Raw genomic sequence first — 22202 nt, 5'->3', positions numbered from 1 at the left:
GGTTGAAGGTAAAAGAACAATTATTAACATTATCCCCGTACAAGCCGGGAAAGCCGATTGAGGAAGTAAAAAAAGAGTATGGTTTGCAGGAAATCATTAAGTTAGCGTCTAATGAAAATCCGCATGGCTGTTCACCGAATGTGAAGGCTGCCATTGAAGCAGAGCTGGAGAACATGGCTCTATATCCAGACGGTTATGCAGCCGCCTTGCGTGAAAAACTAGCGAAACATCTCAATGTAAATGAAAAACAATTGATTTTTGGAAATGGATCGGATGAAGTCATTCAAGTTCTTTGCCGTGCTCTTCTATCTCCTGATACGAATACGGTGATGGCTGCGCCTACGTTTCCTCAATATCGCCATAATGCAGTGATTGAAGGAGCGGAAATACGTGAAATACCGCTTATTGAAGGCGATCATGATTTAAACGCAATGCTTAAAGCAATCGATGAGCAAACACGTATCGTATGGGTGTGTACGCCAAACAACCCGACTGGTACATATGTAAATGAAAAGACGCTGATTCCATTCTTGGACGCTGTACCCGATTCCGTTCTTGTTGTTCTGGATGAAGCGTATTATGAATATGTAAGTGCAGCCGATTTTCCGGAAAGCACGCCTTTATTGCAAAAATATCCGAACTTAATGATTTTACGAACTTTCTCAAAAGCATACGGCTTAGCTTCGCTTCGCATCGGATACGGTATTGCCAATGAAGAGTTGTTACAAAGAATTGAACCGGCAAGAGAGCCGTTTAATACAAGCAGAATGGCACAAGCTGCTGCGTATGCCGCTTTAGAAGATCAATTTTTTATTGAGCATTGCAAGCAGTTAAATAATGAAGGACTGAAACAGTTTTATGATTTTTGCGATCAGCATCAATTGCACTATTATCCGTCTGAAACCAATTTCATTTTAATTGATTTTGGTCGTCAAGGAGACGAAGTGTTCCAATACTTACTGGAAAGAGGCATTATTGTCCGTTCGGGAAATGCTCTAGGATTTCCGACCTCTGTCCGGATCACAGTTGGTTCAAAGCAGCAAAACGAAAAAATTATTTCATTGCTGGAGCAGTTCGTTCAATAACGAATATGTGAGGTTATAGTGACTGATAGACGCCCGTTCTGCAGGGGTGGCTCAAAAGAGAAAGGATTTCTTTTGGACCACCCCCGTTTCCTATTTTTCTTATTTAAAGATAAGTTGTTTAAAATATGAGGTGCCAGCATGGAAAAGACTGTTTTTATCATTGGCCTAGGTTTAATCGGAGGATCAATCGCACTTGCTATTAAAGCGGAACATCCACAGACGACAATTATGGGATATGATGTCAGCGAAGAACAGATGAAGCTGGCAAAATCACTTAAAGTGGTGGATGCCAGCCCTCTGTCCCTGGAGGACGGCGTAAAGAGTGCGGATTTTATCATTATTGCCGTTCCCGTTACACAGGCTGAGCATGTCCTCAGTGAGTTAGCATCTTTGCCGTTGAAGCATGGAGTGATTGTGACAGATGTGGGCAGTACGAAGAAACAAATTGTTGAAAAAGGTGAATTACTAGCCAAAAAGGGAATTCGCTTCATCGGAGGGCATCCGATGGCAGGATCCCATAAAAGCGGGGTAATAGCTGCCAAAGCCCACTTGTTTGAGAATGCGTTTTACATTTTAACTCCATCGTCCAGCGTGTCAACCGAAGATATGAGTCTATTCACTTCTTTATTAAAGGGAACAAAGGCTCACTTTATTGTGCTGTCAGCTGCAGAGCATGATCAGATTGCAGGAGTGATTAGTCATTTTCCTCATATTATTGCAGCGAGCCTTGTTCATCAAACTGAAAAGTATCAGCAACAATATGAATTGGTAACGAAACTAGCAGCGGGAGGATTTAGGGATATTACCCGGATTGCTTCAAGCAGTCCTGCTATGTGGAGGGACATATTGCTTCATAATAAAGAGGCGCTGCTCTCGATGTTTGAACAATGGTTAGAGGAAATGCACGGGGTTCGTGCTATGATTGAAAAAGGAGATGGAGAGCGGATTTTTGAGTATTTTTCCAAAGCGAAGCAGTTTCGTGACGGCCTTCCGGTAAAAACGAAAGGTGCCATCCCATCTTTTTACGATTTGTATGTCGACGTTCCAGATTATCCTGGTATTATCTCTGAGGTGACAAGACATCTGGCAGAAGAAGAGATTAGTATTACGAATATTCGGATTCTTGAAACGAGAGAAGATATTTATGGGGTCTTGCGCTTAAGCTTTCAAACCGAAGAGGATCGTAAAAAAGCTAAAATATGTTTGGAACTTCATTCCTATGAAACGTTTCTTCCATTTTGATTGACATAGCCGATTGAGTGGGAGATAGATTAAGAAAAATAAAGAATGTTGACTAAAGGATGGTGTTTAATGATGCAGCAACGCACATTGCTTACAAATATTAATGGACTTCAAGGAGAGATTGCCGTTCCGGGAGACAAATCTGTATCCCATCGTGCAGTTATGTTCGGTGCCATTGCAGACGGAAAAACCACAATTCATAATTTTCTTCCTGGTGAAGATTGTTTAAGTACGATTGATTGTTTTCAAAAAATGGGCGTTTCCATCGTGCAAAAAGGCGAGTATGTTGAAGTCGAAGGAAAGGGCATAAGCGGACTGGAAGAACCTTCTGAGATTTTAAATGTCGGTAATTCCGGGACAACGACAAGGCTAATATTAGGGATTTTATCAGGGATTCCATTTCATACGTGCCTAATCGGGGATGATTCCATTGCCAAAAGACCTATGGGGCGCGTGACGGTTCCCTTGCGTTCAATGGGAGCGAAAATTGATGGGCGACAGGATGGGCAGTATACACCTCTTTCTACTAGAGGCGGGGCATTAAAGGGAATCCATTATCATTCTCCTGTGGCAAGCGCACAAGTTAAATCCGCCATTTTGTTAGCTGGATTGAGCGCTGAAGGAAAAACGACTGTGACGGAACCCGAAAAGTCACGTGATCATACTGAACGCATGCTTCAGGCTTTTGGGGTTCAAGTAGATGTAGATGGAAACACCGTCTCCATTGAAGGCGGACAGCAGCTTAAATCGGCAACGATTCATGTCCCGGGTGATATTTCATCGGCTGCCTTTTTTCTAGTGGCGGGAGCTATTGTTCCTAACAGTCGCATCGAGCTGAAAAATGTAGGCCTTAATCCGACGCGTACAGGTATTATCGATGTGTTGAAGGAGATGGGGGCTAATCTGGAGATCAAAAATGAGCAGATCAGAAACGGTGAGCCTGTAGGAGACTTAGTTATCTCGACTTCTCAACTTAAAGGTATCGAAATCAGCGGAGATATTATCCCGCGCTTAATTGATGAAATTCCGGTTATTGCCTTGTTGGCAACTCAAGCGGAAGGAAAGACCATCATTAAAGATGCCGCCGAATTAAAAGTAAAAGAAACAAACCGCATTGATACGGTTGCGACCGAATTGGAAAAGATGGGCGCCCGCATTACTCCGACTGAAGACGGAATGATCATTGAAGGGAGAAGCTCTTTACATGGGGCTGTCGTACATAGCCATGGAGATCATCGCATCGGAATGATGCTGGCTGTTGCAGCTTGTATTGCTAAAGGAGACATGTCCTTGCAAAACGAGCAAGCTATTGCGGTATCGTATCCATCATTCTTTGAGCATATGGAAAACTTAACTATAAAAAAATAACCTAGAAAATGATTCAACAGGATAAAACATTCCGTTGAATCATTTTCTCTGAAAGACCTGTCATGGAAATCCATTGAAACTAAAGGATGAAGTGACGGGTCTTTTTCATAAAAAGCCATTTTTAAATCTATTGGAAAAGTGTGAGACAAGTCTAGTTATTTTGTATGATTACGGTGTACTCAGAGTTAGATAGTTGAATAAATGCGGGTTGTCCTTTATCATAAGGGAACGAAAATGTTTTGCGAAGAGGATGTTCAAAAAGTCCGGGAAAAATGACTGTCGAATTTACTTGTACAGGAAGTACTGATCCGACGTTGGCGATTGACGTGGCGGTTCTTAGTCGGGCGGCGTCAGCTTGTCTCTCCGCTACTCACGTATTAATAACATACGCTCCGTGGCTCGAGACTTCGCTTCCTTGAACTTCTCGGTCCTTTTTGTCCTCCTTTTTGAACATAGGTAAGGGAGATCTAATGATGACGGAATTAGAAAAAGCGATTTCTTATATTGAAAACAATGAAGTGGAAAAGGGGCTTGAACTCCTTCATCAAGCAAAAAAGCTGGCTTCCCCCGAAGAAAAGTTTTTGATTGCTGAAAAACTATACAGCTGGGGGCTCGTTAATGATGCACTGGCAGTTATTGATGAACTATTGGAATTTTTCCCGTTAGAAGGTGAACTGCTCGTTTTAAAGGCAGAAATTTTGATTGATCAAGATGACGAAGAGAAGGCGATTGAGCTTTTAAATGATATTGAGAGTGATGATCCAATTTATGTGCAGTCGTTATTGCTGCTGGCGGATCTATATCAAATGCAGGGGTTGAATGAGGTAAGTGAAAGCAAACTTCTCGAAGCGAAAAAACGTCTGCCTGAGGAGCTTGTGATCGATTTTGGATTGGCGGAGTTTTACTCCAGCATCGGCCAATTCAACAAAGCGGTTCCTTATTATGAATTATTGCTTAAAAAAGGTGAACCATCATTTAATGGAGTAGACCTGCATCAACGTTTAGCGGAGTGTCTATGCGGGTTAGGACAGTTTGAGGAATCCATGCCTCATTTTGATCAAGCATTAAAGAACAAAGTAGAAATCAATACATTGTTTGAGTATGCATTTGCCGCATTGCAAGCAGGATATTACCAAACGGCTATTGAAAAATTCAATGAACTGAAAACAATTGATCCCGAATATCATTCTCTTTATCTACATCTTGCAAAATCTTATGAACACGAGGAAATGATTCAAGAAGCATATGAAACCGTCATAGAAGGAATTTCTCAAGATGAGTTTAATAAAGAATTATTCATGTATAAAGGCAAAATGGCGTTAAAGCTCGGCAAAGAAGAGGAAGCGGAAGATGCATTTAAACAAGCCATTGCCCTTGACCCGGGTTATATAGAAGCAATTTTGACATTGTCCAAGCTGTATTTCAGCAAGGAAAGGTATGAGGACGTCATTGATAATATTCAAACGTCTATGAGCTATAATGAATATGACCCTCATTTTGAATGGGATCTGGCTAAAGCATATCAACAAACCGAACAATATGGGGATGCATTAAAACACTATGAAACAGCATATAATTTATTTAAAGATCAATACGGCTTTTTGGAAGACTACGGTTACTTCTTGTTAGAAGAAGGTCAGCGCGGGAAGGCAAAAGAGATATTCAAGGAGTTGTTGGAAATGGATTCTACTTCAACGGAAATTCAAGACATACTTTTTCAATTAGAAGAATAAACAATAGTTCAAAGGATTTCTTTTCACGTATGTTGAATATGTATTTTTAAAAGATATTAAAAAACAGAGGAGGGAAGTAGAGATGGCCACCCCTGTTTCTGTCAACGAGAAAAAAGAATTTGTTCGCTGGTTTTTAACGAATTATCAATTAAAGCGTCGTGAATGTGTATGGATTTTAAACTATTTAATGAGTCATGACCAATTGATGAAAAAAGTGCATTTCGTTGAGCAAGCGCAATTTTGTCCAAGAGGAATGATTATGTCTACACATTGTGTAGATGACCCGCCGTTTCGTTTTTACAAGGAAAATATCATGACAACAGATGCAGAGAAATCGTTTCATGACATTCGCTTAAACAGAGATGAGGATATTTACATTCAATTGAATTTCCGCTCTTCTTACTTATCTCCTCAATATGTAGCGGTACTGGAAGAGAACCCGTATATGCCCAAAAATATGCAGACAAACGAAAAAGACCGCGTATTGGCAGAAAAGGTGCTTGAGGAATCCATCCTTTCTTTTCAGCGCTCCAAAATCATGGAACTTATTGATGAGGCTTTGGATAATCACGATGAGGAAGAATTTAAGCGGCTGACAGATTATTTGAATAAACATTATCATATGTCATGATTAAGGAGAGGCCTGAAAGGGTCTCTCCTTCTTTTTGGAGGAAATTTGTGGTATGGTACTTACGTACAACTTAAAATGAGGTGGCGCGTATGAAGTGGATGACAAAAGATGTGGATATGTTTTTAAAAGAAAGAGATTATGTTGATACGGCTTTGATTCCGATGATTCCTCTTAATTTCAAAGAGAATGTCAAATCAGCTGCTGCAATGGCTGAGTATATTTCCGCTCTTACGGGGGAGATGGAGCGCCAATTTAAGGGAAGACTTATGCTGCTTCCCCCTTTTGCATATTTACAAAACACGGATGTACAAGACTATAAAAATGAAGTTGTTAAATGGACAGGCCATTTGCGTGATCAAGGGTTCTCCCATGTTTTTCTAATGACAAGCGATAGTGAATGGAGAAAAGTAGAAGAGGAACTGAAAAGTACGCTATTATGGCTGCCTGCCCTTCCGCTGGAAAATTTGGACGACGAATATAAAAGACAAGTTGTTCAAGAGCAGGTGAAGCAGCTTATTCCTTTATTCATTGAAAAATGGCAAGTGTAAAATATTCAGAAATTGTAAATACTTTCATATGAATAAATGTAAAAAAATGATAAAAATAGAAAAATACACATGTTTGCCAAGTTTAAACCAAAGGACTGTATTGACCTTGGATAAATATTGATATATCATGAGGATGTCCTAGTTTTATATGTTCATGGTGTGTCCAGATGGACTCAACTTTTGATAGAGGGGGGAAAAGCATGAGCGAGAAAAAACATCGGGTATCAAGAAGACAATTTTTGAACTATACCCTAACTGGTGTTGGTGGATTCATGGCTGCAGGGATGCTAATGCCGATGGTTCGTTTTGCCTTAGACCCTGTGTTGCGCCCAACAGCAGAACAAGATTTGGTTGCGGTTACACAAGTCAAAGACATCACAAATGAGCCACAACGCTTCGACTTTAAAGTCGATCAGGTTGACGCTTGGTACGAGTCAGAAGAACCGAGATCTGCCTGGGTTTACAAGGATGACAAAGGGGAAATTGTTGCATTATCACCAGTATGTAAACACCTTGGCTGTACGGTGAACTGGAATGGCGACAAGGCTAATCAGAACAAGTTCTACTGTCCTTGCCATGGCGGTCTTTACGAAAAGAACGGTAAAAATGTTCCAGGTACACCACCAATCTCACCACTTGATGTTTATGTGCAAAAAGTAAAAGATGGTACTTTATATTTAGGCAAAGCGAAGCCAAAAGGAGGGGCGTAATTACATGTTAAATAAAATTTATGACTGGGTGGACGAGCGTCTAGATATTACGCCTTTGTGGCGCGATATTGCTGACCATGAAGTACCTGAACACGTTAACCCGGCCCACCATTTTTCGGCATTTGTTTACTGTTTCGGGGGATTAACGTTTTTCGTAACAGTAATTCAAATTTTATCAGGTATGTTCTTAACCATGTATTATGTACCAGATATTAAAAACGCCTGGGAGTCTGTTTATTACTTGCAAAATGAAGTCGCTTTCGGACAAATCGTACGTGGTATGCATCACTGGGGTGCAAGTTTAGTTATCGTTATGATGTTCCTACATACACTTCGCGTGTTTTTCCAAGGTGCATATAAGAAGCCGCGTGAATTAAACTGGGTCGTCGGTGTCCTTATTTTCTTCGTTATGCTAGGTTTAGGTTTCACTGGTTATCTTTTACCTTGGGATATGAAAGCGTTATTTGCAACAAAAGTAGGTTTGCAAATTGCAGAAGCTACACCATTAATCGGTGTGCAAGTGAAAACATTGTTAGCCGGTCATCCGGAAATCGTTGGTGCGCAAACATTGACGCGTTTCTTTGCGATTCATGTCTTCTTCTTGCCGGGTGCATTGCTTGGTTTAATGGGCGCCCACTTCCTAATGATTCGTAAACAAGGTATTTCTGGTCCGCTATAAAATTGAACCATTCTGAAATAGAGAATGATGAACGTAATACTCTACAATAAAAGGAGGGGGAAGAGGAATGCATCGTGGCAAAGGGATGAAATTTGTCGGAGATTCGCGTGTGCCAGTGGAAAGAAAACCGAATATTCCGAAAGACTACTCTGAATATCCTGGGAAGACAGAAGCTTTCTGGCCGAACTTCTTGTTGAAAGAATGGATGGTAGGTGCAGTATTCTTAGTTGGTTACTTATGTTTGACAGTAGCCCATCCATCACCGCTGGAGCGTATCGCTGATCCTACAGATACAGCATATATTCCATTACCAGACTGGTATTTCTTATTCTTGTACCAACTATTAAAATATTCATATGCATCTGGTCCATATAACGTAATCGGCGCATTCATTATGCCTGGTATCGCATTTGGTGCATTGCTGTTGGCTCCGTTCATCGACCGCGGTCCTGAACGCCGTCCTTCTAAGCGCCCGCTTGCGACAGGATTTATGCTTTTGGCAATCGCTTCTATTTTCTACTTAACTTGGGAGTCTGTTGTCAACCATGACTGGGAAGCAGCAAAAGCTCAAGGGAAAATTGTGAAAGAAGTAGCGATCGATAAAGAAGCTGATGGCTATAAAATCATGGAACAGCAAACATGTTTAACATGTCATGGCGAAAACCTTCAAGGAGGACCGGCAGCACCGGCTTTAACGGAAGTTGAGCTTTCAGCGGAAGAAATCGCCAATGTGGCTAAAAATGGTCAAGGAAGCATGCCAGCCGGTATCTTCAAAGGAACGGATGAAGAGCTAAAAACATTATCAGAATTTATTGCGAATGTTGGAAAACAAGAGTAAAGCGTATTCAAACCCTCTGCTTTTATTGGCAGGGGGTTTCGTTTATCCCGCATTAACGGGCAGTAAGACCCCCCTTCAAGGCTTGAGAGAAATCGAAGAACTGCCCGTAAAATCCCGATAAGATCAACTAACCATCAGTGGGAGGAAGGACCCCCCACTGATGGAAGTTTTCTTTATTGTACATTCTACCGTAAAAACCCTGGCAAAGCTGAAAAGAAGAGGGTTAAAGTGATGGATAATGGTGTATAACAATTGGAGAAAGTGAATGTAGACAATCGTTGTGAACGATTTCTTAACGAGTAGATATACCTTTAATAAAGAAAGATATGTGCTGAAAGTGAGGGATATACTTGTATTGGTTGAAATACATATTAATGGATAAGCGCTTTTTAGCTTTTATGCTCATTGTGAACGTATTAGGCACAATATATGGATACATTTGGTATGGGAGTCAGTTGGCTGATACCCCCTTTAAATTTTTGGCTTTTGTTCCGGATAGTCCAACGGCCAGCCTTTTCTTTGTTGTTGTGCTAATCGGATTTTTAGTAAAACGGAATTTCCCTTTATTTGAAGCGTTGGCTATCGTGACGTTATTTAAATACGGCATATGGGCTGTCGTTATGAATTTATTGGTATACGTCGTGACAGGGGTGTTAGACCCTATTGCCTTAATGTTGATTCTTTCTCACCTTGGAATGGCTGTTCAAGGTGTTCTTTATGCTCCGTTTTATAAAATTAAACCCATTCATCTTTTGTTGACAGGGATTTGGACGTTACATAATGATGTAATCGATTATGTCTTTTTTATGATGCCTCGTTATAGTATGCTGGATGATTATATGCCGCAAATTGGTTATTTTACATTTTGGCTTAGTGTTTTCTCCCTTCTTTTGGCTTATTTTTTATGTCTGCATAAAAATGGGCGCACACCTTCCCATTAATTGCCTACAATATAGTAGGCTAATGACATACGAGGTGAGTAGCGGTGGGAAAAACAAAAAAAGACCTGCATCCGTCCATTGCCCAATTTAAAGAGTTTGTCAAAAAGCACCCGAGACTCGTAAAAGAAGTTCGGGCAGAGCGAAAAACATGGCAGGAACTTTATGAGGACTGGTATTTGTTTGGAGAAGAGGATGAAGGCTGGAAGCAGTATCGGGACGCGGAAGAGGAGTCAAAGGAAGAGCAAAAGGAAGAAAAAAATGATTTTTTAACAAAACTCATGCAGTCACTAAAAAAGATGGATATGAATGAAATGCAACATCATATTTCCAATGTCAACTCGGCAATCGCCAACATTCAGCAAGTCATTCAGCAATTCCAGCCAAATAAGCCTTCGGGCGGGGCTGGCCCGTCAGCTCCTCAACATCCATTTGGATTTAGAAAAGATTAGGGCAGGCGGGAGAGTATGCGAAAAAACGTATATGAATATTTACAGTCTAAGCCGAAATTAATCCAGTTCTTGAGAGAACAACCAATCTGGTATCGTAAATTAACAAGAAACCCGGATGATTTGGAACAATTTGAGCTTGCTTCCATGAACTATTTTAAGCAAACAATTCCGCATAAGGTTGAAAAGTTTACAACCTCAGTGGAGATGGCCAATATGATGCTGCACATGTACCAGGCTATGAAAAATCAAGGTTAGCCCATCGTAAATGTTGGGCTGATAAAAAGAATGGAATTAGCAAACACTATGCCTAAAGGAGTGATGGTGTTTGCGTATTGCCGTTTCCATTTGTATTGCAGCACTTCTGACCGGAGGCTGCAACAACGATAAACCAAGACCTGAAACAAAAGTAGATGTTGTGCCTATGAATGTCGTAGAGGCGAGGGAAGAAGCGGTAGAAACGCTGAAAACGTCGTTAAAACGATCCATGGTTGTCCGTCAGCACGTAAAAAGGCGAAGTGTATACGTGGAGTGTATCATCAACGATTTTTCTTTTAGCGCTTCAGAGCAGAACGAACAAGATGGAAAAGGTTATATACAACTCTATGTAGATGGAAAGAAATTAAATGTCGTTTCACAAGCGGCTTTCATCATTAAAAATCTTCCGGCTGGTAAACATACCATTAAGCTGGAATTGATGAAAAATCAAAACGAAAGCTATGGTTTAAGCGAAACATTCGAAGTGAGTGTTTGAAAAAGGAACGGGGAGCAGTCTGAAGGCCGCTCTCCGTTTTTTTAGTGTACAGCAACTCGGTTGATGCGAGATGAATTTTCATCTTGATTTATTTCGTGGTAAAATGAAATAGGAGGTGAAGCATCTTTTATGCTCGCAACATTAGAAATGGTTCAATTGCTTGACGAAGCGGATATGATTGCTCAAATGGTTGTTCAATCAGAAGTCGCGGTTCATTATCGTCAAAGTTTAAATAGATTAAAACAAGATAAGGAAGCCCAAAGGTTGATTTCTCAATTCGTTCATATGAAAGAACGATATGAAGAGGTCCAGCGTTTCGGTAAGTATCATCCTGATTACAATACCGTGACAAAGGGAATCCGTCAGTTAAAACGTGAGGTAGACTTAAATGCGACAGTAGCGTTTTTTAAAAAGGCAGAAAACGAACTGCAAAAGCTGCTCGATGAAATAAGTGTACTAATTGGTAAATCGGTTTCGGAGTATGTTAAAGTACCTACTGGAAATCCATTTTTTGATTCGCTGTCGAGCTGTGGAGGGGGCTGTGGATCAGGTGGAAGCTGTGGATGCAGCACGAAGTAAGAAGGAGAGGCTTTCTTCTTCACTTGAACAAGATGCACTCTTGCTGTTTTTATTGCAGCAGCAAAACATCTTCTTCGGTATGTAAAAGCGCTGACGATAAACCAAAAGAGATAAGATAAAGTTCAACTAATCAGTGGGGGGAGGCCCCCGCTGATTAAAAAAATACTTTATCATGCATGTACATAGAATGGTCATTGCCATACATAAAATGGGTATGCTAGACTGTTATAAAGTGAGATTAAAGGGGAATATTTATGTTTGTGGAACGGCAAGGGTTAATTGTTTATATACATTCTGTAAAGCAAGCAAAAGGATTGAGAAGGTACGGGAATGTCCATTATGTATCAAGGGATTTAAAATATGCAGTATTATATGTGAATATGGATGATGCAGAGGCGGTCATGAAAAAGCTCCAATCCCTTCCTTTTGTAAAAGAGGTCAAGCCTTCTTATAAGCCATATTTAAAAACAGAGTATGAAAATTCTAAACCGGATAAGGCGAAAGAATATGATTATAAATTAGGCATATAAAAGACAAAGGGAACCGATTTATTCGGTTCCCTTTGTCTTTTACTGTCCAGCTGCGGCTCCTAGCTCCTCGAACGCTTCCAGAGCTTGTCGAAGCTGAACAGTCGCCTCCGCCTTTCCTTATTGCATGAAGGGAATGTATCGGTTCATGCGGAGAATTCCGATTAAGTGCTGATAGTAAAGCTCTCGTTCAGCATAAACAGTAGAGGGCTTTACATCAAGGGCAATAATTTTTTTATTTAATTCTTCCGCCAGCTGTTCGAACAGCTCCATTCGTTTGTTGGGTTTTTCGGGCGTGTATGTAATTCCTTCACGGCATATATATAATGGTTGGAAATCTCCTTCAGATGTCGGATGAAGCACGACGACAAATGAAGCAGCTGCCCGCTCTTCTTTTGTTGTGCGGAGCATTATTAAATGAGCGAGGCGGTGTTTATTGCTTTTGGCAAGTTCCAAAAGCTCATATATGTCAGAATAACCTTCTCCAAGCTCAATAAAACGCTGTATCATCAAAAATCCTCCTTCATCAATACATACTTCTCCATAACTCTATCATTGAAAAAGGAAGGAGTAAACAAGAAAAACGGAGGTGACTGTTCAACCTTGAGAGACGTTGGAACTTCTGTCCACGAAACCGCTTTTTGGTTTCATGGACAGAAGTGAAACGGCCGAAAGGTTAGGAGCCGCAGCTGGACAACAAGAAAAGCGAAACTAAAAAAACCCTGCAACCTATTATGGTGCAGGGCCCTTCCAACGTTGATTAACAACACAGCTAGGGGTTGTTAATCAAATTAAGAAGGCAAAGGGAGAGGAGAAACCGGAGGAAGAACTTATGGGGAAACGTAAGTCTTCTCCGCGGTTGGCAACAACATCTGTTTGGGATGTTGTTACTACTAAGTATGACCATTTCAAACGAGCGTATACATCGTCTTGAATTTTTTATTGAGTTTCATGTAAAGATACTATTAAAAACGGAATGAATCTTTGACGAAATTGACGATAAAAAAGATTTTGACTAGTCGAATAAAGGATTTTTATGTTAGGATAGGAAAGAATATGTAGTAAACATATGAGGTAGTGATAAGAATGAGAGTAGTATCAGGAACTTGTAAAGGACGTCCCTTAAAAGCGGTGCCAGGGGTAACGACGCGTCCTACAACAGATAAAGTAAAAGAAGCCATCTTTAATATGATTGGTCCATACTTCGATGGGGGCAAAGGCCTGGATTTGTTCGGAGGAAGCGGAGGTCTGGGAATTGAAGCTTTAAGCCGAGGCTTGGATCATATGATTTTCGTAGATCGTGATGGTAAGGCTATCCAAACGATTAAAACGAATTTAGCCGTTTGCGGGTTTGAAGATCGGGCGGAAGTATATCGCAATGATGCGGAAAGAGCGCTTAAGGCAGTTAAAAAGCGTGAAATGACTTTTGATTTAGTTTTTTTGGATCCGCCATATAAAGCCCAGAAGTTGAAAGCGCTTATTGAGGAGATTGGAGAACAGCAGTTGCTGTCTAAGTTGGGCACGATTGTTGCGGAACACGACAATGATGTAAAACTTCCCGATCAAATCGGAGGCTTTTCAAAGGAAAAGTTTGAAGTTTACGGGATAACAGCCATTTCCATTTATCGATATTCTGAGTAGAAGTGAAAAGGTTTTGTCATAAAAAGGGGGAAGTGACATGGGGAGCATTGCAGTTTGTCCAGGCAGTTTCGATCCGGTTACAAACGGTCATTTAGATATCATTAAGAGGGGTTCAAAGGTATTTGAGACAGTTTATGTTGCGGTGTTGAATAATGCCGTTAAAAATCCTTTATTTACAGTGGAAGAGCGTGTGGAATTATTAAAAGAAGTCACAAAGTCCATTCCGAATGTAAAAGTGGAATCGCATAGCGGATTACTAATGGAGTATGCCAAGAGTAAACAGGCCCACACCATTTTACGTGGATTGCGTGCTGTATCCGATTTCGAATATGAAATGCAAATTACGTCTGCTAATCGTGTCCTTGAAAAAAATATTGAGACGTTATTTATGATGACAAATAATCAGTATTCCTTTTTAAGTTCGAGTATCGTCAAAGAGTTGGCTAAATATGGAGGGGATGTATCAGAATTGGTTCCTCCCATTGTAAGAGAAGCAATGCTGGAAAAATTCAGCTTATAGCCATAGATTAAAAAGCTTGCCGGAATTGAACGGCAAGCTTTTTAATTAGAAAGGTTAATTTGTTTTCCATCTGTTCATCTGTAAGTAAATGTAAAAACATAAGAAGAAAATAGTCAACAATGGACCGTAGCTCAAACAAAGCTTAAGGTAATGGTGCAACAAATCGAATAAATACAACGCAGTGAACGGATCGGTTCCTTCCGGACTTGTGGCAGGCTGTGCTGCAAGTATGTAAGGACTGAGCGGCTTCCACAATAAAAGAGAAAGAATGACGGAAAATAGACCGTGAAAAAGGCGTGCAATAAAAAAAGGTGAGAAACGGATATCTGTCTCAGCTAAAATGCTTGCCACCTGAGCTTGTACAGAAAAGCCGCTGAAAGCTAAAATGAAACTTACAATAGCAATTTGCTGCCACAAGATTGAATCACTCACTTTGCTGGTCATCTGGCTGCCGAGAGTAATCTCAAATATTCCAGAGATGAGCGGCAGGCTTAATTCTTGTGAGAAACCGAACAAAAGTAAAAGGTAGGAAAAAAAATGACTGACTAAAGTCGTAATATCCATAAGGTAAAGCAAACGATTCAATACGGAAAATAAAATGATGAATCCTCCAATCATGAGCAATGTTTGAATGGAAGAGGTTACCGCATCGCCAAGCAGCTTGCCTATTGGCCTATTATCTTTCAGTCGGGTACGGTGCATTTCTTGGAGCGCGGTCTTAAAAGAATGCGGACGTTTATCTCGTTTGTCTGTTCGGTCATTGCTGCCGTGGAACCTCATCAAAAAGCCTACGCAAATGTTGCCTAAGTAATGAGAAAGAGCAAGGAGGATACCGATACTCGGATTTTTGAAGAATCCGACGGCGATAGCGCCGAAAATAAACAATGGATTGGATGAGTTTGTAAACGATACTAAACGTTCCGCTTCAGATGCTGTAATCTGCCCTTCTTGCCGAAGTCTTGCGGTTAGTTTGGCCCCTGCAGGAAAGCCTGAAGCCATTCCCATTGCAAGAACAAAACCACCAGATCCGGGAACCCGGAATAATGGACGCATGAATGGTTCGAGCAATACACCTATAAATCGGACCACGCCAAAGCCAATGAGCATTTCAGAAAAAATAAAAAAAGGCAGTAACGAGGGGAACACAACGGTCCACCACATGTTCAAGCCGCGAAGAGATGCTTCGAATGCTTCTTTCGGATAAATGATCAGTGCGCTCACCAGGATGAAGGCTGAAACTGCAAGGGCAAGCGTTTTAACGAATGACTTATTCAACCATGATTCCTCCTATTCTTTCTTCCATCATGCATTGTTTATAAAAAAATGATAAAATCACAACATAGGTTTGCTCGTACCTCAGTGGAAAGTTTGTACATATATTACTATACGAGTCTAGGGGAGCGATTTAGACCATAAGAATAACATGAGGGAGATATATCGATTTAGAAAATTCGGTATGACCAAAGAGCGGCCGTGTCGAGTTATTAAGTGGAATAGATATATAGGGAGGCATGCGGATTGGATCGCCCGAAAATTGGATTGGCGCTTGGTTCAGGGGGCGCAAGGGGGTTTGCCCATCTTGGGGTTATCAAGGTATTAAAAGAGGCTTCTATTCCTATTGATTACATCGCTGGAAGCAGCATGGGCGCATTGATTGCCGCTTTTTACGGCACTGGTTTGGATATGGAAAGATTATACAAGATTGCCCATGCATTCAAACGGAAATACTATTTAGACTTTACGGTCCCCAAAATGGGATTTATTGCAGGAAACCGGATTAAGGAACTGGTACGGGTATTTACACACGGAAAGAGAATTGAAGAGTTGAATTTGCCCATTGCCATTGTGACGACGGACTTAAAAACGGGAGAGAAGGTAGTGTTTCGTGATGGTCCGGTTGCAGATGCAGTAAGAGCGAGTATTTCCATTCCGGGAATTTTCGTTCCGGAAAAGGTAAATGGCCGCTTATTGGTGGATGGAGGCGTGGTTGATCGGATTCCGGTGTCTGTTGTCAAGGAAATGGGAGCGGACTTCATCATTGGGGTGGATGTTTCCCGTGTGAAGGTTAATGCTGACATTAGTTCGATTTTCGATGTTATTTTACAGAGCTTAGATATTTTACAAGACGAACTCGTGAAGCACCGTGAAATTGTCTCAGATGTCATGATCAGGCCTCACGTGGAAACATTCAGTTCGAGAGCCTTTACCAATATTCAAGAAATCATAGCCATTGGAGAACAGGAAACGCGGAGACAGTTACCGCGAATACAGATGTTGATTGATCAGTGGGAGGAGAACCAAGCCGATGAAATCTAAAATGTATATGGCTGCTTTATCATGCGGATTAATTCTTGCTCTTATCCTTTCTTTCTATCCTTTGCCATATTACATCACAAAGCCGGGCATGGCCCAAGAACTGTCTCCAATCATTGAAGTTGAAAGCGGATATGAGGAAAAGGGGAGCTTGATGCTGACTACAGTCAGAATGGGAAAGGCAACTCCTTTAGCTTATGCTTTGGCACATATACAGGATTTTCAAGAAATTTACTCTGTCGAGGATATCCGCCAAGAAGGAGAAAGTGATGCAGATTATACATACCGCCAATTACACATGATGGAAACGTCTAAGGAATCGGCGATTTTAGTGGCTTATCGACATGCAGGAAAAGAAGTGGTATTCAAAAATCATGGTGTATACGTCATGAGCATCATTCCCGGCATGCCTGCAGAGGAGATATTAAAGGTGGGAGACCGTGTATATAAAGTAGATGGAAAAGAAATGGAGACGAGTGAAGAGTTTGTAGCGTATGTAACAAACAAGAAGGTCGGAGATGCAGTAAACATAGAGTTTGAACGCGATGGAGAACATCAACAAGCTGCTATTACAATTGCTCCTTTCCCCAAAATGAAAGGAAAAGCAGGGTTGGGAATTACATTATTAACAGACCGGGAAATCGTTGTTGAACCGGATATTAAAATAGATACAGAGAAAATCGGCGGACCATCGGCTGGTTTAATGTTTTCTTTGGAAATTTATAATCAGCTCACGAGAGAAGACATAACAAAGGGATACGAAATTGCAGGGACAGGTACAATTGATGATGAAGGGCATGTGGGCCGCATTGGCGGCATTTCCCAAAAGGTGGTAGCGGCTGCTAACTCCGGTGCGGAGATTTTTCTTGCTCCCAATGAAGAAGGTGTCAAAGGTTCGAATTATCATGAAGCTTTAGCTGCAGCAAAAAAAATAGACACTAAGATGAAAATTGTACCAGTCGATACATTTGATGAAGCCGTTCAATATTTAAAAACTTTAAAGCCATAAAAAACGTTATGAAGTTATTCTATAGTTCTCTATGAGTGGATCCCTTGTTTTTAATTGAAATAACCCTTCATCTTCTCCCTTGATTTTAATGGATGTTCATGAAGGGGCCTTTCGAGAGGATGGATCAAAAAGGTTTCTTTTCTCCCCTTTTAACCCATCCTCTCTAATTTATATTTAATCAAAAAAAATGGGAGGAGTGCGATACTCCTGAAATAAAAACTCCGATCGAGCAGGTTCATTTAAAGCGAAACTATAAACATTTGTCGTTTTGATGTCTTGTTCTAATTGAGGGTGATGAAATTTTGATACCGTCGAAACGAGCGGGAGATGAAGCTTCTTTTTTTGCTCCTTTAAATAGACTTGTCCCTTTTTGCTCATTCCTAAAAGACGGATATAAGCTGCAGTTCGCTCTTTAAGGGCTGTTTCCATTTGATTTCTTGTTGTGTGCGTTAATATATGGACGCACATTCTCTGCAGGCGTGTCCACGTGTAACGCTTGTTTTTTATGAGTTGCATGAATTCAGAGAATGTTCGACTCTGCTTAATATAATGAAGAAGGCGGTATTCAATTCCTTCTTCTACTCCATAGATATCTTGCAACTGTTCAGGAGCGATGGAAAGCAGTGTATATTTCAAATAGGGGAAATAATGTTCCCACTGATGATAAAGGCCGTAAGTTGAGGCGTAATCATGCAAATATCTTTCTGTGCTTTCCGGCATATAGCGATTTACAGTTTGAAGGTCGGCATTTTCGGAAAAGAGAGCCTTCCTGATACTCGTTGCGCTTGTCACGGTAGAAGAGGAAAGTGTTTCATCATGATAGTGGGACTCAATCCGTGCAATGGTATAGGGTGACATCGTATAATGATGCTGCATCATAGCCTTTATATAGGCATAGCCTAAAATGTTGTTGGGTTGGGATAAATCAAGAAGCTGTTTGGATTCGCCCACTTTTTTCAATGCGAACGACATCGCTGTTGGATAGCTCATTCCTTGCTTCAAGGCATGTTGAACATGTGAGGATACTTGTTCTTCATGTATTCGGTAGAAATGTTCTGCTTCCAGGAATGTTTGAATATCTCCGTTTTCGCTGCCGAAGCAAAAACTGTCCACATTCAAAGCGGCCAAAATAGACATGGCACCGCTTGCGAATAAATCGGCTTGCTGAGCGGCAAAGGCAAATGGAAGTTCAATGACAAGATCAACTCCTCCTGCAAGAGCCATTTTTGTTCGTGCCCACTTTGACACGAGGGCCGGCTCCCCGCGCTGTAAAAAATGTCCGCTCATGACAGCGACGACACAATCAGCCCCCGTCTTTTTTTTTGATTGCTGGACATGATAAAAATGTCCGTTATGAAAAGGGTTATATTCCACAATGATTCCTACAGCCTGCATCGGTTTCTCCTTTTTGTTTAATAAAAATAAATGTTTTTTGGTAAAATGGTGAAAAACATGTTAAAGTAGTATTTAATGCTTGATATGCACTAATTATAGTGTAAAGAAAAAATATTGACAAATAATCCTGACAAAGCTATAATTACCTTTGTTGCCTAGAGGTGATGAAATTGAAATGGTCTGTGCATCAGTTATATAAGTTACAGCAAAAGGGCTTAAAACTAGATGAGTATGTAGACGTGAGTGATGTAAAAGAAGTAGATCCTCAAATTCGTGAAGTGAAACCTGTTCACGTAACAGGAAGAGCGGATATTAGTTCTGCGAAAGTAACATTTCATTTGAATATTTCCGGTGAGATGATCCTTCCTTGTTCACGGACATTGGTAGATGTTCCATATCCATTCCATGTCGAGACAACAGAAACATTTTTGTTGAAGCCAGTTGAGTATGAACTTGAAGAAGATGTACATTATGTCAAAGGGGAAGTAGTGGACCTTGATCCAATTATAAAGGAACACATCCTCGTTGAAGTCCCAATGCAAGTGTTTAGTGATAATCCACATGTTGAGGGAGCTGCACCGCAATCAGGTCGAGATTGGGAAGTTGTTGCGGAACAAGAAAAGACAAATCAAATTGATCCTCGTTTAGCGGCGCTGCAAGACTTTTTTAAAAAAGACGAAAAGAAATGAAATAGCGAAGAACCGGCGTTACCCGGCCTTCATATAATCAAATCCTGTTAAGGAGGTGGGAATAATGGCTGTACCTTTTAGAAGAACATCTAAAACGAGAAAAAGATTGCGTCGTACGCACTTCAAATTACAAGTTCCTGGTATGGTAGAATGCCCAAGTTGTGGGGAAATGAAACTATCACACCGTATCTGCAAAGCATGCGGAACTTATAAAGGAAAAGAAGTAGTTAGCAAATAATAATTGTTAACCTTCTATAAGCACAGGCTGATAAAGCCTGTGCTTTTCTTTTTGTTTCGGCTTATCCAACTTCATTTTGTTATAGTCCGTCAATCTTTTTGCTAGTTCACGCCTTTCTGTTCTTTCCAACATGGATAAGGCTGTAAAGATTGCGGGATTGAATGTATGAAAAGGATTTTGGAAAGAAAGGAGAGAATTAATCCGTGGAAAGGGGAGGAGAGTATGGCGAAAACAAGTTTTACTGTCCATGAGGAAGGATTGGCCGTTTTCAAAATTTTGCGTCCGGAGTGTAGAAATGCCATTGACTATGATGTAATGGAAAATTTACGTGCAGCGCTTATGAAAGTTAAGGAGGATTCTCGAATTAAACTATTCATGATAACGGGTGAAGGTAATCAAGCGTTTTGCAGCGGGGGCGATTTAAAGGCCTTCCATGAGTTAAAAACGGAAAAAGAAGCCTATGAAATGCTGAGTACGATGGGAACGCTTTTATATGAATTATTAATCTTGCCGAAGCCGACAGTTGCCTTGCTCAATGGGACAGCTATTGGCGGGGGATGTGAAGTGGCAATTGCCTGTGATATCCGCTTAGCTGCAGAGCATAGCAAACTTGGATTTGTGCAAGGGAATTTAGGGATTACAACAGGATGGGGAGGCGGCTCTATTTTAATGGAAAAAATTCTCCCTCAAGACGCGCTTTTTATGCTTTATACAGCTAAACTATTTACAGCTGAAGAAGCGAAGAGGCTCAATTATGTGCAAGCGGTATTTTCTGATGAGCACTTGATGGAACGAGCGGAAAATTATTGTCTTGATATACTTCGTAAGCCTTCAAATGTACTAGTCTCTTATAAACAAGCAATGTTGGAAAAGTGGGAATTGATGAATATGAAAGAACGAATGGAGAAAGAAATCAGGAGATGCGCGATTTTATGGGAAAGTGAGGAACACCATGAAGCGGTAGAAGCGTTTAAGAGCAGGAAATCGTAAGGTCCTTATGGATAATTTTTATCCATGCTAATTTAGTTACATAGTCTATCTTTTCTATCACTTGCATATTTATGTAATAAATCATTATAGGGGGGATAGAAAGATGACTTCTTCTCGTCAAGATGCATGGACACAAGATGAGGATTTATTGTTAGCGGAGGTAGTGCTGCGCCACATTCGTGAAGGGGGTACGCAGCTCGCTGCATTTGAAGAAGTAGGAAAAACGTTGTCACGTACAGCTGCTGCTTGTGGCTTTCGGTGGAATTCCTATGTTCGAAAACAATATAAAGCGGGGATTGAGCTTGCTAAAAAACAGCGCAAAGAATTAAAAGCGCAGTTAACGTTAAAAGAAGTATCGAAAGGTCAAGCGCAAAAGGTGAACTATGGAGAAAATACAGTAGTACATGAATATTTCACTTTAGGGAATATAATCCAGTTTCTGCAAAAATTGGAGCGTAGCCAATACGATTCCGGTAACTTGGTAGAGCAAAATCAAGACTTGCAACAGAAGATTGAGTTTTTGGAGAGTCAAGTGGAGCGTCTGGAAAGAGAAAAAAATATACTTGAAAACAATCTGCTTGTTGTAGAAGATGATTACAAAGCGTTAATAGAGATTATGGATCGTGCTAGAAAAATGGTGGTATTGAATGAGGGGGAAAAAGGAAAAAAGATGAACTTCCAAGTCGACAAAAGCAGTCAGTTGGAAAAAATAGAAAAATAAATCAAAACAGCTGATGGAGATCATCAGCTGTTTTGATTTATTATCCAGCTTCTCTTATGCTTCTGATAATCCTTGCGGATGCCAAATGAGCGGGTTTTCGCCTAAATCACGATCCATATCATATTTAACGGGAACAAACCCCATCTTGTTCCAAAATTCACTGGATTTGACACGGGGGCTCGTTTTAATTGGTAATTGGAACGATTTAGCAAACTCTACTAATGCTTGACCGAATCCTTTTCTTTGATAATTGCTCAGTACCTCCAGTTTCCAAAGCTCTAAGTAGTTTTGAGCGGGATCAAAGTATTTATCATGTTGTTTATCACGTTTATATAAACTCATACGTGCTACTAAACTGTCGCCATAGTAGATACCATAAAAAGGAGAGCTGATTTCGTTTTCGGATAAGTTGGCTTGAAGCTCTTCTAACATGGATAATTCTTGGATGCCGTATTCCTTGAATTTTTTGAATTCTTCTAATGTTTTATAGTTAATTTTCAGCCGTTTGACCTCTGTTGTTACCATGTATATCCCCCCTAAAAAATCCTTTTGTGAAACATATACCCCAATCTATCTTCATTATATAATAAAAATAAAAAAAATTC

At 40.5% G+C, this 22202-nt stretch carries 27 protein-coding genes; 23 read left to right on the top strand and 4 right to left on the bottom strand.

From position 1 onward, the window contains the following. Positions 1-2: 2 nt before the first annotated feature. The 15 genes from hisC to BK575_RS21115 all read left to right on the top strand — a co-directional run bounded on the left by hisC (position 3) and on the right by BK575_RS21115 (position 12084). Positions 3-1085 carry a histidinol-phosphate transaminase gene (gene hisC, locus BK575_RS21185; protein ID WP_078413533.1) on the top strand — a complete coding sequence of 361 codons (1083 nt, stop codon included), beginning with the start codon at positions 3-5 and terminating at the stop codon, positions 1083-1085. A 138-nt stretch (positions 1086-1223) separates the two neighbouring features. Further along, positions 1224-2327 carry a prephenate dehydrogenase gene (locus tag BK575_RS21180; RefSeq protein WP_078413531.1) on the top strand — a complete coding sequence of 368 codons (1104 nt, stop codon included), beginning with the start codon at positions 1224-1226 and terminating at the stop codon, positions 2325-2327. Between the two features lie 72 nt (positions 2328-2399). Continuing rightward, entirely contained in the window at positions 2400-3695 is a 1296-nt protein-coding gene (gene aroA, locus BK575_RS21175; RefSeq protein WP_078414905.1) for a 3-phosphoshikimate 1-carboxyvinyltransferase, read from the top strand. Positions 3696-4168: 473 nt separating this feature from the next. After that, positions 4169-5428 (top strand): tetratricopeptide repeat protein, encoded by a 1260-nt coding sequence (locus BK575_RS21170; RefSeq protein ID WP_078413529.1) that lies wholly within the window; start codon positions 4169-4171, stop codon positions 5426-5428. Positions 5429-5510: 82 nt separating this feature from the next. Next, positions 5511-6059, top strand: a complete 549-nt coding sequence (locus BK575_RS21165; RefSeq protein WP_028394690.1) for a ReoY family proteolytic degradation factor — start codon at positions 5511-5513, stop codon at positions 6057-6059. Positions 6060-6148: 89 nt separating this feature from the next. After that, entirely contained in the window at positions 6149-6607 is a 459-nt protein-coding gene (locus tag BK575_RS21160; RefSeq protein ID WP_078413527.1) for a YpiF family protein, read from the top strand. Between the two features lie 200 nt (positions 6608-6807). After that, on the top strand, positions 6808-7317 hold the full coding sequence (locus tag BK575_RS21155) for a ubiquinol-cytochrome c reductase iron-sulfur subunit (RefSeq protein ID WP_078413517.1): 510 nt from the start codon (positions 6808-6810) through the stop codon (positions 7315-7317). Positions 7318-7321: 4 nt separating this feature from the next. Then, positions 7322-7996 carry a menaquinol-cytochrome c reductase cytochrome b subunit gene (gene qcrB / locus BK575_RS21150; RefSeq protein WP_028394687.1) on the top strand — a complete coding sequence of 225 codons (675 nt, stop codon included), beginning with the start codon at positions 7322-7324 and terminating at the stop codon, positions 7994-7996. 67 nt (positions 7997-8063) lie between these two features. After that, complete coding sequence (locus BK575_RS21145) at positions 8064-8834, top strand: menaquinol-cytochrome c reductase cytochrome b/c subunit (protein ID WP_078413515.1); 771 nt, start codon at positions 8064-8066, stop codon at positions 8832-8834. 374 nt (positions 8835-9208) lie between these two features. Continuing rightward, complete coding sequence (gene lhaT, locus BK575_RS21140; protein ID WP_139368168.1) at positions 9209-9775, top strand: lipoprotein heptaprenylglyceryl N-acetyltransferase LhaT; 567 nt, start codon at positions 9209-9211, stop codon at positions 9773-9775. A gap of 44 nt (positions 9776-9819) precedes the next feature. Continuing rightward, a complete protein-coding gene (gene ylbD / locus BK575_RS21135; RefSeq protein ID WP_078413511.1) occupies positions 9820-10224 on the top strand; it encodes a YlbD family protein in 405 nt (134 codons plus the stop codon). Positions 10225-10239: 15 nt separating this feature from the next. Continuing rightward, positions 10240-10479: a YlbE-like family protein gene (locus tag BK575_RS21130; protein ID WP_028394683.1), complete on the top strand. Its 240-nt coding sequence runs from the start codon at positions 10240-10242 to the stop codon at positions 10477-10479. A 70-nt stretch (positions 10480-10549) separates the two neighbouring features. Then, positions 10550-10975: a hypothetical protein gene (locus BK575_RS21125; protein ID WP_078413509.1), complete on the top strand. Its 426-nt coding sequence runs from the start codon at positions 10550-10552 to the stop codon at positions 10973-10975. A gap of 129 nt (positions 10976-11104) precedes the next feature. Continuing rightward, positions 11105-11554: a YlbF/YmcA family competence regulator gene (locus BK575_RS21120; RefSeq protein ID WP_078413507.1), complete on the top strand. Its 450-nt coding sequence runs from the start codon at positions 11105-11107 to the stop codon at positions 11552-11554. A gap of 254 nt (positions 11555-11808) precedes the next feature. Next, positions 11809-12084 (top strand): YlbG family protein, encoded by a 276-nt coding sequence (locus BK575_RS21115; RefSeq protein ID WP_078413505.1) that lies wholly within the window; start codon positions 11809-11811, stop codon positions 12082-12084. Positions 12085-12201: 117 nt separating this feature from the next. On the opposite strand, the gene BK575_RS21110 is transcribed toward BK575_RS21115, so the two are convergent. Beyond that, positions 12202-12591: a DUF7147 family protein gene (locus tag BK575_RS21110; protein ID WP_078413503.1), complete on the bottom strand. Its 390-nt coding sequence runs from the start codon at positions 12589-12591 to the stop codon at positions 12202-12204. 576 nt (positions 12592-13167) lie between these two features. Between BK575_RS21110 and rsmD the strand changes: the two genes are divergently transcribed. After that, on the top strand, positions 13168-13722 hold the full coding sequence (rsmD, locus tag BK575_RS21105; protein WP_078413501.1) for a 16S rRNA (guanine(966)-N(2))-methyltransferase RsmD: 555 nt from the start codon (positions 13168-13170) through the stop codon (positions 13720-13722). 37 nt (positions 13723-13759) lie between these two features. Then, positions 13760-14242 (top strand): pantetheine-phosphate adenylyltransferase, encoded by a 483-nt coding sequence (gene coaD, locus BK575_RS21100; protein WP_078413499.1) that lies wholly within the window; start codon positions 13760-13762, stop codon positions 14240-14242. Positions 14243-14296: 54 nt separating this feature from the next. On the opposite strand, the gene ylbJ is transcribed toward coaD, so the two are convergent. Then, positions 14297-15517, bottom strand: coding sequence for a sporulation integral membrane protein YlbJ (gene ylbJ, locus BK575_RS21095; protein ID WP_078413497.1), 1221 nt, complete (start codon positions 15515-15517; stop codon positions 14297-14299). A gap of 243 nt (positions 15518-15760) precedes the next feature. On the opposite strand from ylbJ, the gene BK575_RS21090 reads away from it, so the two are divergent. Both BK575_RS21090 and BK575_RS21085 read left to right on the top strand, forming a co-directional pair. Next, positions 15761-16558, top strand: a complete 798-nt coding sequence (locus tag BK575_RS21090; protein WP_078413495.1) for a patatin-like phospholipase family protein — start codon at positions 15761-15763, stop codon at positions 16556-16558. Further along, a complete protein-coding gene (locus tag BK575_RS21085; protein ID WP_078413493.1) occupies positions 16548-17564 on the top strand; it encodes a SepM family pheromone-processing serine protease in 1017 nt (338 codons plus the stop codon). The genes BK575_RS21090 and BK575_RS21085 overlap by 11 nt, the downstream gene beginning before the upstream one ends. A gap of 174 nt (positions 17565-17738) precedes the next feature. Here the strand turns inward: BK575_RS21085 and BK575_RS21080 are convergent, their stop codons facing one another. Continuing rightward, on the bottom strand, positions 17739-18959 hold the full coding sequence (locus tag BK575_RS21080) for a nucleotidyltransferase (protein ID WP_078413491.1): 1221 nt from the start codon (positions 18957-18959) through the stop codon (positions 17739-17741). A gap of 170 nt (positions 18960-19129) precedes the next feature. Here BK575_RS21080 and BK575_RS21075 point away from each other — a divergent pair, with 170 nt between their 5' ends. The 4 genes from BK575_RS21075 to BK575_RS21060 all read left to right on the top strand — a co-directional run bounded on the left by BK575_RS21075 (position 19130) and on the right by BK575_RS21060 (position 21597). Further along, positions 19130-19648 carry a YceD family protein gene (locus tag BK575_RS21075; RefSeq protein ID WP_078413489.1) on the top strand — a complete coding sequence of 173 codons (519 nt, stop codon included), beginning with the start codon at positions 19130-19132 and terminating at the stop codon, positions 19646-19648. A gap of 64 nt (positions 19649-19712) precedes the next feature. Beyond that, a complete protein-coding gene (gene rpmF, locus BK575_RS21070) occupies positions 19713-19886 on the top strand; it encodes a 50S ribosomal protein L32 (RefSeq protein WP_028394671.1) in 174 nt (57 codons plus the stop codon). A gap of 222 nt (positions 19887-20108) precedes the next feature. Continuing rightward, the gene (locus BK575_RS21065; protein WP_078413487.1) at positions 20109-20876 is read left to right on the top strand and encodes an enoyl-CoA hydratase/isomerase family protein; all 768 of its coding nucleotides are present in this window, start codon (positions 20109-20111) and stop codon (positions 20874-20876) included. A 103-nt stretch (positions 20877-20979) separates the two neighbouring features. Continuing rightward, the gene (locus tag BK575_RS21060) at positions 20980-21597 is read left to right on the top strand and encodes an RsfA family transcriptional regulator (protein ID WP_078413485.1); all 618 of its coding nucleotides are present in this window, start codon (positions 20980-20982) and stop codon (positions 21595-21597) included. Between the two features lie 54 nt (positions 21598-21651). Here the strand turns inward: BK575_RS21060 and BK575_RS21055 are convergent, their stop codons facing one another. Then, on the bottom strand, positions 21652-22122 hold the full coding sequence (locus BK575_RS21055; protein WP_078413483.1) for an N-acetyltransferase: 471 nt from the start codon (positions 22120-22122) through the stop codon (positions 21652-21654). Between the last annotated feature and the right edge of the window lie 80 nt (positions 22123-22202).

The sequence above is a fragment of the Priestia abyssalis genome, assembly GCF_002019595.1.
Lineage (GTDB): Bacteria > Bacillota > Bacilli > Bacillales > Bacillaceae_H > Bacillus_BA > Bacillus_BA abyssalis.
This window is presented reverse-complemented; position numbering and strand designations above follow the sequence as displayed.